Origin of the sequence: Streptomyces globisporus C-1027, assembly GCF_000261345.2 — a bacterium.
GTDB lineage: Bacteria > Actinomycetota > Actinomycetes > Streptomycetales > Streptomycetaceae > Streptomyces > Streptomyces pakalii.
Genome location: NZ_CP013738.1, coordinates 342,285 through 353,121, shown reverse-complemented (window position 1 = coordinate 353,121; position 10,837 = coordinate 342,285). Strand labels below are relative to the sequence as shown.

The window sequence follows — 10,837 nt, the reverse complement described above, 5'->3', positions numbered from 1 at the left end:
CCCTGATGAAGACTCCTGACACCGAGCGGCCCCGCCCCGGGGCCGCCATCCTGCGGACCGCGCTCCGCCGCAACATCGGCGCCATGATCGCGGGCACCGTCCTGATGGGCCTGTACCAGGCGGCGGAGACCGCGTTCCCCATCGCGCTCGGACTCATCGTCGAGCACACGATGCAGGACCGCAGCCTCGGCTCCCTCGGCGTCTCGATCGGCTCGCTCGCCGTGATCATCACGACGGTGTCCCTGTCGTGGCGGTTCGGCATGCGCGTGCTGCAGAAGGCCAACACGACCGAGGCACACCGCTGGCGGGTCCAGGTGGCCGCCTGCGGGCTCCAGCCGGTGGCCAGGGACGTGGGCCTCAAGTCCGGCGAGATCCTGACCGTCGCCACCGAGGACGCCGACCAGACCGCCGACATCATCGAGGTGGTGCCGCTGCTGATCAGCTCACTGGTCGCCATCGTGGTCGCGGCTCTCGCCCTGAGCCTCGCCGACCTCCGGCTCGGCCTGCTGGTGATGGTGGGCACCGTCGCGATCCTGTCGGTCCTCGCCGTGATGTCCAAGCGGATCGGGGCCAGTACGCAGGAGCAGCAGGCCCGGGTGGCCCGGGCGGGCGCCAAGGTCGCCGACCTCATCATCGGGCTGCGCCCACTGCACGGCTTCGGCGGCAACCACGCGGCGTTCGGGGCCTACCGCGAGGTCAGCACGGACGCGAAGCGCCAGGCGATCACCGTCGCCCGGGTGAACGGCACCTACGCGGGCACCGCGCTGGCTCTCAACGCGGCCCTCGCCACGGCCGTCTCCCTGACCGCCGGCTGGCTGGCGTTCGAGGGCCGGATCACCATCGGTGAACTCGTCATGGCCGTGGGGCTCGCGCAGTTCATCATGGAGCCGCTCAAGATGTTCTCCGAGATGCCCAAGTACGTGATGATGGCCCGCGCCTCGGCCGAGCGCATGGCCCTCGTCCTCAACGCGCCCCCGGTAATGACACCGGGCCCCGAGCGCCCGGACGCCGGCGGAGCCCTGGAGGTCGACGGTGTCCACCACGGGACGCTCCAGGGGGTCAAGTTCGCCGTCGCCGCAGGCGAGTTCGTGGCCGTCGCCGCCTACCAGCCGCGCGCGGCGGCCGACCTCGCCGCCGTTCTCGCGGTGAACGCCGCTCCCCGGACGTACGGGGGAGTGGTCCGGGTCGGCGGCCGGGAGATCGGTGACCTGTCGATCGAGGCGGTCCGCGCACACCTGCTGGTGAACCCCTACGACGGGGAGATCTTCGCCGGCACCCTCCGGACGAACATCGACCCGTCGGGCAGCGGGCGGGAGATCGCGGAGGCCGTGGAGGCGTCCATGCTCACCGACGTCGTCGCCCTCCACCGCGAGGGGCTCGACCACGTGGTACGTGACCGGGGGGCGAACCTCTCGGGCGGTCAGCGCCAACGGCTTTCCCTGGCACGCGCGTTGGCCGCCGACACCGACGTGCTCGTCCTGCACGACCCCACCACGGCCGTGGACGCGGTCACCGAACAGCTCATCGCGCGCAACGTCGCGAAGCTGCGCCGGGGCCGTACCACGCTCGTGCTGACCAGCAGCCCGGCGCTCCTGGACGCGGCGGACCGGGTGCTCGTCCTGGACGGGGGCGTCATCACCGCCGAGGACACCCACCGCAACCTCCTCGCGGGGGACGAGGCGTACTGCCTGGCGGTGGCGCGGTGAGGCACCGGTAGGGGCGAGGCCTCAGGCACCGCCCCTACCCGGCGGCTCGGCCACCGCCCGCCTCTGCCCGTGGTTCAGCCCAGGGCCCAGGCGACATCCCTGAGCAGGGCGTGCCGCCAGCCCGCCCGGTCATGGTCCGAGGCGGACCGTGAGACCCGCACGGTGGCACCGGACCGCTCGGTGAGCGACTCGGTCAGCTCGCAGTGGGGCAGCATTCGCGTCTCGTGCTCCCCGACGTCGAACGCGCACCGCAGCCGCGACAGGTCGGCCCCCCGCCGCAGCCGCTCGGCGACGGCACCGCCGACCGCCCCGCCCAGCGGATCCGGCAGGTCCACGGCCCCGGGCGCCCACCAGAAGGACCCCGACTGACAGGCGACCCGCGCGACCAGCTCCGGGAACTCCAGCGCCGCGTACAGCGCGCTCAGCCCGCCCAGGCTCTGCCCGGCCACCACCAGCCGGTCCAGGCCGGCCGGCACACCGCAGTCGCCCACCAGCGGCAGCAGCTCGTCCCGGACCGCCTCCCACAGCTCCGGGCGGCAGCCGAACTCCGCCTCCCGGTCCTTGGCCGGCAGGAACACCAGGGTGACCGGAGGAAGGTCGCCCGCCTCGAAAGCCGCGTCGAAGGCGGCCGCGGCCGGATGCAGATACAGCCAGTCGTCCCCGTCGAGCAGCAGCACCACCGGACCGCCGCCGCCCACCGGATGGACCCGCACGGTACGCCGCCCGCCGAGCCGGTCGCTGCTCCAGCGGATCCGGGTCCGGGGGAGGGGCGGCACATCGTCCGGGCCGAGGGCGGGCCAGTGGGGCTGGGGCGGGGCGTCCGGCGTCGCGGCGACGGAACGGTCGGCCCCCGCGCCGACCGCGTTGAACGGATCGGCATGAGCCTCGCCCGCCACGAGGACGCGGTAGGTCACCCGCATGCGCGCGGGCATGGACACCTCCGCGTACCAGCAGTCGGTGTCCTCCCAGCGCCGCAACGGCACCGGCGGCGACCAGCTCTCGAAGTCGAGTACGGCCGCGGAGCCGCGCCACAGGAAGAGGGTCCGCCAACCGCCGTCGGCGGGGACCGGCGCGGTCGTGCGCGCCGCCGCCCAGAACGCGTCGGTGCCGGGGCGGCCCGGCAGACCGAAGGCGGCGAAGGGGCTCTCGGCGTCCACCGGAGGCATGAACGTCTCCTTGTGAGAAGGGAAGAGCGGAGAGGCAGGCCGAGATGGGCTCCACCTCTTGTAAGGCGAGCCTAACCCAACGGCCCTGAACGGCTGTTGGGGATGTGACACGGAAAAGCGGCCGGGCTCAGTACGCGGCGAGCCGCTCCATCAGGACCACGCTGTGCGCGAGCTGCCGCTGCTCCTCGGCGGTGAGTTCGAGGTCGATGGCCCGCGCCAGCCAGTCGGCCCGCCGGTCGCGCTCAGCCTTCAGCGCTGCCCGGCCGACCTCGGAGAGATCGACGAGCGACTTGCGGCCGTCCGTCGGGTGCGCCCGGCGGACGACGAGGCCCTGTTCCATCAGGAGGCCGACCGCGCGGGCCATCGACTGGGGCCGTACGCGCTGGTCCGCGGCGAGGTCGCTGGTGGTCATGGCCCCGTCCCGGTCGAGCACGCCCAGCACGGCGACCTGGCCGTGCGGAATCCGGTCCTCATGCTTCACCCGCCGAGCGAGTTTGCCCATGGCGGTGCGCAGATCGGCGGCGACGGTGGCGGGTTCCGGGGTGGGCATAGGGCACTTTAACCCGCGGTTGTGGGCGCGTCCGCCCAGGTGGCCGGCCCAGGGAGGCCCCCGGTGAAACTCGACAGCACAACTGCACAGCCAAGCTAAACAGTCAATCTGAACAGCATTGCTGTAGAGTTTTGCTGTCGCGGCTCGCGCCGGCGCTGTCGCACCAGTGCCGCGACAGGCACCTACGGAAGGACCTCGCATGTCCCGCACGACAGCAGAGCCCACCGCCATCCGGTCCGTCACCGCCCGCCGGATCATCGACAGCCGGGGCAACCCCACCGTCGAGGTCGACGTCCGCCTCGCCGACGGGTCCCTGGGGCGCGCGGCCGTCCCGTCCGGCGCCTCCACCGGTGCGCGGGAGGCCGTGGAACTGCGTGACGGGGACGCCGGGCAGTGGCACGGCAAGGGAGTCGACCGTGCGGTCGGCCACGTCAACGGCGAGATCGCGGCCGCGGTCGCGGGCCGCGACGCGGACGACCAGGCGGGCCTGGACGCGGCGCTCGTCGCGCTCGACGGCACGCCCGGCAAGTCCCGGCTCGGGGCGAACGCCGTCCTCGGGGTCTCGCTCGCCGCCGCGAAGGCCGCGGCGGCGGCCCACCGCCAGCCGCTCTACCACTATCTCGGCGGCGCCGACGCCTGCCTGCTCCCGCTGCCGATGATGAACATCATCAACGGCGGGGCGCACGCCGACAATCCGCTGGACTTCCAGGAGTTCATGATCGCGCCGGTGGGGGCGAGGACCTTCGCGGAAGCCGTCCGCATGGGATCCGAGATCTTCCACACGCTGCGCCGGGACCTGCTCGCGGCCGGTCACGCCACCGGCGTCGGTGACGAAGGCGGGTTCGCCCCCGCGCTGCGCACCGCCGAGGAAGCCCTCGACTTCGTCCTGAGCGCCGTCGAACGGACCGGATACCGTCCCGGCGAGGACATCGGCCTCATCATGGACCCGGCGTCGTCGGAGTTCTTCCGCGACGGTGCCTACGTGTACGCGGGCGAGGGGGTCCGCCGTACGCCCTCGGAACAGGCGGACTACCTGGCCAGGCTGATCGACGCGTACCCGATCGTCTCCATCGAGGACCCGATGGCCGAGGACGACCTGGACGGCTGGCGCGAGCTGACCGCCCGCGTCGGCCACCGCTGCCAGCTCACCGGCGACGACGTCTTCTGCACCGACGAGGCGCAGGTGCGCGAGGGTATCCGTACCGGCGTCGGCAACTCGGTCCTGGTCAAGGTCAACCAGATCGGCACCCTGACCGAAGCTCTCGCCACGGTCGCCACTGCCCGGCGTGCGGGCTGGAGCGCTGTGATGTCCCATCGCTCCGGTGAGACGGAGGACACCACCATCGCGGACCTGGCGGTGGCGACAGGCTGCGGGCAGATCAAGACCGGCTCGCTGTCCCGCTCCGACCGCACGGCCAAGTACAACCAGCTGATCCGGATCGAGGAGGAGCTGGGCGATTCGGCGCAGTACGCCGGCGGGGCGCTGCTGTCCCGTTCCTGACGGGACCTCGAGCCGGGCGGGCGCATCTCCGGGTGCGCCCGGCCCCGCAACGCGGAACGGGCGGCCCCCGGCGGACGGTTACGTCCACCGGAGGCCGCCCTCCGTTCGCGGCAGGCCGGTCCGGGCCGCCGGACACCGGACCTGCTCACCGCTCCCGGGTCACCGGGTCCCGGCCGAATAAGCCTGGTTCTAGGGGAAGTTGGTGACGGTCGAAGGAATCGTCGACGTTCCCGACGTCGGCGAGCCGATGTTGTTGATGACGTGCTGGTACTGACCGTTGCCGCCCAGCGAGACGACCAGCAGGTTGTGGAACTTCACGCCGGGCTTCACCGGTGCCTTGAAGCCGTGCTCCTGCACGATGGTCGGGTCGACGTTGTAGTAGCAGTAGCTGCCCATGCCCCAGCCCTCGTGCTGCTCGACCGAGTCGTCGACCCGGTAGGCCGCGTAGCCCTTTGTGTTCCCGTTCTGGATGGCGGCCTGGTTGGGTGCGTCGTACGCCTTCTCGTTCTGGAAGAAGATCGTGCGGCCGCGCTCGCCGTACCACTCGACGTCGTACTTGTTGAAGTGCTCCACGAACAGCCCGGTCGCCAGGACGTCGTCACCGTTCACGCGGACCCCGTAGTCGGCCCGGTTGGTCTCCCAGCCCCAGCCCTCGCCGTGGTCGGCCCGCCACACCCAGGTGTGGTCGATGATCACGTCGTCGCTGTTCACCACGATGCTCGTGGTCGCCTTGCCGGGGCCCGCGCCGCCGATCCGCACGAACACGTCCTGGAGCGACGTCGGGTTGGCCGCGTGGTCGGCGGACGCGCCCTGCGGCCCGACCTCCAGCAGCGTCGGCGAGTTGACCGGGCCCGCGTCGATGAGGAAGCCCGCCAGCTTCACCCCGTCGACATCGGCGACCTTCATCGCGGTCACCCCGTTGTCCGGGATGATCGTGGCCAGGCCGAGGCCGAGGACGACGGTGTTCGCCCGGTTCACGTTGATCGTCTGGTCGATGTGGTAAACCCCGGGCGTGAACAGCAGGTTGAGGCCCTGCGCCAGCGCGGCGTTGATCGTCGCGGCCGTGGCGCCCTGCTTGACGACGTAGAAGCGGTTCAGCGGGATGGACTCGCCCGGCTGGGTTCCGCCGTCCCACGAGACCCCCCGCGCGTTGACGCGCTTGGCGGGGACGAAGACCTTGTACTCGTTCCCGTCGAGGTAGAGGAACGGCTTCTCGCGGGAGATCGGGGTGGTGTCCAGCGTGGTGTACGGCGGATTCGGGTAGCTCGCCGCGGGGGCGCCCTGGACACCGGAGAACGTCATGTTCCACACGGCGTTGGTCCAGCCGCCGACGGAGCTGTCGCGGGTGTACCACTGCTGCTGGGAGTACGGGCCGACCGTGCCGTCGATCTTGGAGTCGGCGATGTAGCCGCCGCTGGCCCAGCCGTAACCGTCGGGCGCGAGGTTCAGCCCGCCCTTGACGTGCATCCGGCGGAAGGGCGCCGCCTGGGAGACCGCCCAGCGGTTGGTCCCGTTGACCGGGTTCAGGGTCAGGTTCTCCGCCGAGCGCCAGAAGTTCTGCGTCGCGTTCCCGTTGAACCAGCCCGCGTCCACGGTCACATCCCCGTTGAACGTGGTGTCGTTCGGGTTGAGGCCGAGACCCGCGATCTGCGTGTAGAAGCCGATCTGCGCGTTGATGTTGTTGTACGTCCCCGGCTTGAAGAGGAGCGCGTGCCGGCCGCTGCCGAACTGGGCCTCCTCCTGCTGTTGGAAGATCTCGTCGACCTTGCCCTGGATGTTCGGCGTGGACGGGTCGAAGACATGGACGTTCGGGCCGAGGTCGCCGCCGCCCGGAATCTCCGGTCCGCCGCCCCCCTCACGCGTACCGAAGACCTTGAACTCCCAGAGCGAGTAGCCGTAGCCGGTGGCCCGCTCGGTGCCGGTCAGACGGACGTACCGGGCGTCGCCGGAGACGGTGAGGGTCTCGTTGCCGCCCGCCGATGTGGTGGTGCTGTAGGCGGTCGTCCAGTCGTTGCCGTTGGTCGAGAGCTCGATGCGGTAGCTCTTGGCGTGCGCGGCCTCCCAAGCGAGTTCGACCCGGCTGAGGGCGGCCGGGGAGCCGAGGTCGATCCGGATCCACTGGGGGTCGGCGAACGCGCTGGACCAGCGGGTCCCGCCGTCCCCGTCGACGGCGTTGCCCGCCGCGGTGCCGCCGTTCTCCTGGCTGGAGGCGGTCACCGTGCTGCCCTGGGAGAGCAGGACGGGTGCGGCCTGTGCCGGAGCCGCCTGCACGGCCGCGAGCAGGGTCGCGACCAGGGCGGTGATGACCGCGAGGGCCGGCGTGCGCCGTCGGCGGGGTGCGGCCAGGGGAGGCCGCGAGGGTCTGACGAGGGCAACGGACATGTCTGATCTCCTGAACGGTCAGGTGGGCGGGGGTGGTTCAGCTGCGGGCGCGCCTCCACAGAGGGGAGAGAGCGCTCTCTCGGTAGCCGAATGATTCTCCCGTGTTTCCGTCGCGTCAAGAGTTGTGCACAGGATTGGCGCCTCGGCTCCTCCGGCGGAGTCGATGTTTCATCTCCTGAAAGCTCGGCGGTAGCTGACTGGACATCAGCGTGACAAGTCGGACGCCGTCGCTGTGGCACCTGGAATCAACTCGGCCGTAACCCTTGACGGTTCACTCCGCTCCGGCCACGCTCCCCTCTGCGGGGGAGCGCTCTCTCGGCCTCATCCCCTCACAGAGCAAGGAGTTCGCATGGAAGCCCGTGGAACACCACGGTTGCGCGGTGCCCTGGCGGTCATGGCCGCCGTGGCCCTCCTGTTCACCCTCTCGGTGGCCGTCGCCCCCGAACGCGCCGCCGCCGCGGCCGTTCTCGTCTCCCAGGGAAAGCCGGCCACCGCCTCCAGCACCGAAGCGCCCTTCACGGCCCCGTCCGCCGTCGACGGCGACACCTCCACCCGCTGGTCCAGCGGCTTCACCGACGACGAGTGGATCCGTATCGACCTCGGCGCGAGCACCTCGATCGGACAGGTCGTCCTCACCTGGGAGGCCGCGTACGCCAAGGGCTACCGCCTGGAGGTCTCCGACAACGGGGCCGACTGGCGGACCATCCACTCCACCACCACCGGCTCCGGAGGCGTCGAGACCGTGACGGTCTCCGGGACCGGCCGCTACATCCGGATGCACGGCACCGAGCGCGCCACCCCCTGGGGCTACTCCCTCCACGAGTTCCAGGTCTACTCCGCCACCGGCGGCACGGCCCCCGGCGACGACGTCCTGCTGTCCTACGGCAGGACCGGTTCCGCCTCGACGTCCCAGCATGACGGCACCTGCTGGGAGTGCTCCCCGGACAAGGCGTTCGACCGCGACCCCGCCAGCCGCTGGGCCACCAGCCCCGAGGGCGGCTGGACCGACCCGGGCTGGATCGCCGTCGATCTCGGCGCCCGCGCGGAGATCAGCCGGGTGGTCCTCCAGTGGGACCCGGCGTACGCCAGGGCCTACCGCATCGAGGTCTCCGACAACGGGAGCGACTGGACGACGATCCACTCCACCACCACCGGCACCGGCTTCAAGGAGACGCTGGACGTCAGCGGCACCGGCCGGCACGTGCGCCTGTACGCCACGCAGCGCAGCGGTGAATACGGCTACTCGCTCTGGGAGTTCCAGGTCTGGGGCACCGGCGGAGCGCCGATCCCCGCACCGCCGCTGCCCGCGGACCCCGCCTACGACCGGCTGGTGTTCAGCGACGAGTTCAACGGCCCCGCCGGCGCGGCGCCCGACCCGGCCAAGTGGGTCCCGGAGACCGGCACCGGCCCCAACAACGAGCTGGAGTACTACACGAACAACAAGAACGCCGCCCAGGACGGCAACGGCAGTCTCGTCCTGGAGGCCCGCCGCGAGGCGACCCCCGGTTCCGCCTGCCCGCCCGACCCGCTGAGCGGCAGCACCACGTGCCAGTACACCTCGGCGCGGCTCAACACCTACGGGAAGTTCCAGTTCACCTACGGCCGGGTCGAGGCCCGCATCAAGGTCTCCGGTACGCAGGGGCTCTGGCCCGCGTTCTGGATGCTGGGCGCGGACTACTTCGACCAGGGGCGTCCGTGGCCCTACACCGGTGAGATCGACATCATGGAGCACGTCGGCAAGGAGCCGAACACCACGTACTCCACCCTGCACGCACCCGCGTACAACGGTGCGGCCGGCTACGGAGCCCCGTACTCCCTGCCGGGCGGGGCGAACTTCGCCGACGACTTCCACACCTTCGCGGTGGACTGGAACAGCAAGGGCATGACCTTCCGGGTCGACGGCAACGTCACCCACACGGTCGACAAGGAGGAGCTGGAGAGCACCCGCGGACCCTGGGTGTTCGACCACGACTTCTTCCTCATCCTCAACAACGCGGTCGGCGGTGACTGGCCCGGCCCGCCCGACGCCACCACCCGCTTCCCGCAGAAGATGAGCATCGACTACATCAAGGTCTGGCAGTAGGAAACCCGCAGGTCGCGGGCGTCCGGACGGTGTGTTCCCCGCACCGTCCGGACACCCTTTCCGGGCTTCAGCCGCGCGGCGCGTACAGGATCCACAACGGTCCCTCGGCGAGATCGACGCGGCGCCCGTCGGGAGTGCTGAACACCGTGTCCGCGTCGGCGGAGCTCCGGGACCACCGGGCGTCGTACGCCCGGCCGTCCCGCAGGACGACCGCGTCCCCCGACCCCACGGTCTCGGTGAACGGCGTGTTGTTCCCCGACCGGTCCCGGAAGTCCGACTCCCGTACGTCCACGTCCTGGACGACGACCGTGCCGGCCCCGATCCGCTCGCCCTCGACCGTACGGGCGGGGGAGCCGTCCAGCGAGACGAGCCACCGCTCGCCCTCGGCGGACCAGGTGAACGTCACCGACGCGGACGGATAGCGGACCGAACGGCTGTCCTCCGGCTCCCCGCCGGGCGGCGGCGCTCCGACCTTGAGCCCGAGTTCCGCCACGGCATCCACACCGGAGGCCGTGAACGGGATCCTTTCCGGCCGCAGATACAGGTTGTGCGGCGCGGGCCGGTCCGGGCCCCGGAAGTACGCCTGGGGCGCCTTCGAAGGCGGTACGGGGTCCAGCGGCGCGCGGTCGATGACCGGCAGCAGCCTGCTCTGGGCCCCCGAGAAGGCCAGCGTCGGCCGGTCGAACTGCCGCAGCAGCTCCAGATCGGTCTCCCGCGCGCTGCGTACGGGGCCGATGACCGGCGGCAGGTCGGAGGAGTACACGGCGAGGATCCGGCTCAGGCCCGCCTCCACCTGCTCGACGTAGACGATGTCGGCCCGCTCCAGCCCGGTGTGGGGGCGTGCGGGCGCCACATTGTCGATCTTCACGGCTAGTACGTCGGTGGCCCCGCCCGTACGGGGGGACGGGCTGGTGGAGGAGGCCGACGAGCCGTCGCCGCCCGAGCACGCGGCGGTCACGGCCAGCACGAGCACGGCGAACAGCGCTGCGGCCCGGTTCTTCACTCCGGCTGCGGACATGACGACCGCCCTTCCGGGGCGCCGGCCGGCGACATCTGCGGAACGTCGTCGTGTCGCGGTCCCTCGTCCATCATCCACCATCACGTGTCCGGTGCGCCCGGTCGCGCGGGAGGCCGTGCCCGGCCCGGACGGTCGCGGCACACCGGACACCGTTCCCTGCCGTCCCAGGCCTCCCACCCGAAGGACTCGGGCGAGAACGCGCGGTCCTTCAGCGCCCCGCGCACCGACACCCGGTAGGCCCAGGCCAGGTCGAGGTAGGGGTGGTAGGCGTCGTGGATCCTGCGCCTGGGCTACGCCACGCAGCCGGGTGTGGCATTTCCCCACGGCGGCGATGAACTCGATGTACACCGAACGCCGCCGCTCCTTCGCTTCCCGGTCCCTCTCATGGCGCTGGCGCAGCCGGTCCGCCAGTACGGTGCCCGATATCGCGA

Annotated in this window: 7 protein-coding genes; 3 read left to right on the top strand and 4 right to left on the bottom strand. The window is 71.4% G+C overall.

Annotation, left to right across the window (positions count from 1 at the left end; genetic code table 11):
- Positions 1–5: 5 nt before the first annotated feature.
- The gene (locus WQO_RS01465; protein WP_010064407.1) at positions 6–1,706 is read left to right on the top strand and encodes an ABC transporter ATP-binding protein; all 1,701 of its coding nucleotides are present in this window, start codon (positions 6–8) and stop codon (positions 1,704–1,706) included.
- A 74-nt stretch (positions 1,707–1,780) separates the two neighbouring features.
- Here WQO_RS01465 and WQO_RS01460 read toward each other — a convergent pair whose 3' ends face one another.
- Together WQO_RS01460 and WQO_RS01455 are read right to left on the bottom strand one after the other, a co-directional pair.
- Positions 1,781–2,872 (bottom strand): alpha/beta hydrolase-fold protein, encoded by a 1,092-nt coding sequence (locus WQO_RS01460; protein ID WP_029182727.1) that lies wholly within the window; start codon positions 2,870–2,872, stop codon positions 1,781–1,783.
- 127 nt (positions 2,873–2,999) lie between these two features.
- Positions 3,000–3,422 (bottom strand): MarR family winged helix-turn-helix transcriptional regulator, encoded by a 423-nt coding sequence (locus tag WQO_RS01455; protein ID WP_010064405.1) that lies wholly within the window; start codon positions 3,420–3,422, stop codon positions 3,000–3,002.
- A gap of 199 nt (positions 3,423–3,621) precedes the next feature.
- On the opposite strand from WQO_RS01455, the gene eno reads away from it, so the two are divergent.
- Positions 3,622–4,923: a phosphopyruvate hydratase gene (gene eno / locus WQO_RS01450; protein ID WP_010064404.1), complete on the top strand. Its 1,302-nt coding sequence runs from the start codon at positions 3,622–3,624 to the stop codon at positions 4,921–4,923.
- Between the two features lie 189 nt (positions 4,924–5,112).
- On the opposite strand, the gene WQO_RS01445 is transcribed toward eno, so the two are convergent.
- Positions 5,113–7,305 carry a discoidin domain-containing protein gene (locus WQO_RS01445; RefSeq protein WP_058953833.1) on the bottom strand — a complete coding sequence of 731 codons (2,193 nt, stop codon included), beginning with the start codon at positions 7,303–7,305 and terminating at the stop codon, positions 5,113–5,115.
- A 349-nt stretch (positions 7,306–7,654) separates the two neighbouring features.
- Here WQO_RS01445 and WQO_RS01440 point away from each other — a divergent pair, with 349 nt between their 5' ends.
- Entirely contained in the window at positions 7,655–9,388 is a 1,734-nt protein-coding gene (locus tag WQO_RS01440; protein ID WP_058953832.1) for a discoidin domain-containing protein, read from the top strand.
- Positions 9,389–9,455: 67 nt separating this feature from the next.
- On the opposite strand, the gene WQO_RS01435 is transcribed toward WQO_RS01440, so the two are convergent.
- Positions 9,456–10,406 (bottom strand): DUF3048 domain-containing protein, encoded by a 951-nt coding sequence (locus tag WQO_RS01435; protein ID WP_010060843.1) that lies wholly within the window; start codon positions 10,404–10,406, stop codon positions 9,456–9,458.
- Positions 10,407–10,837 lie beyond the last annotated feature (431 nt).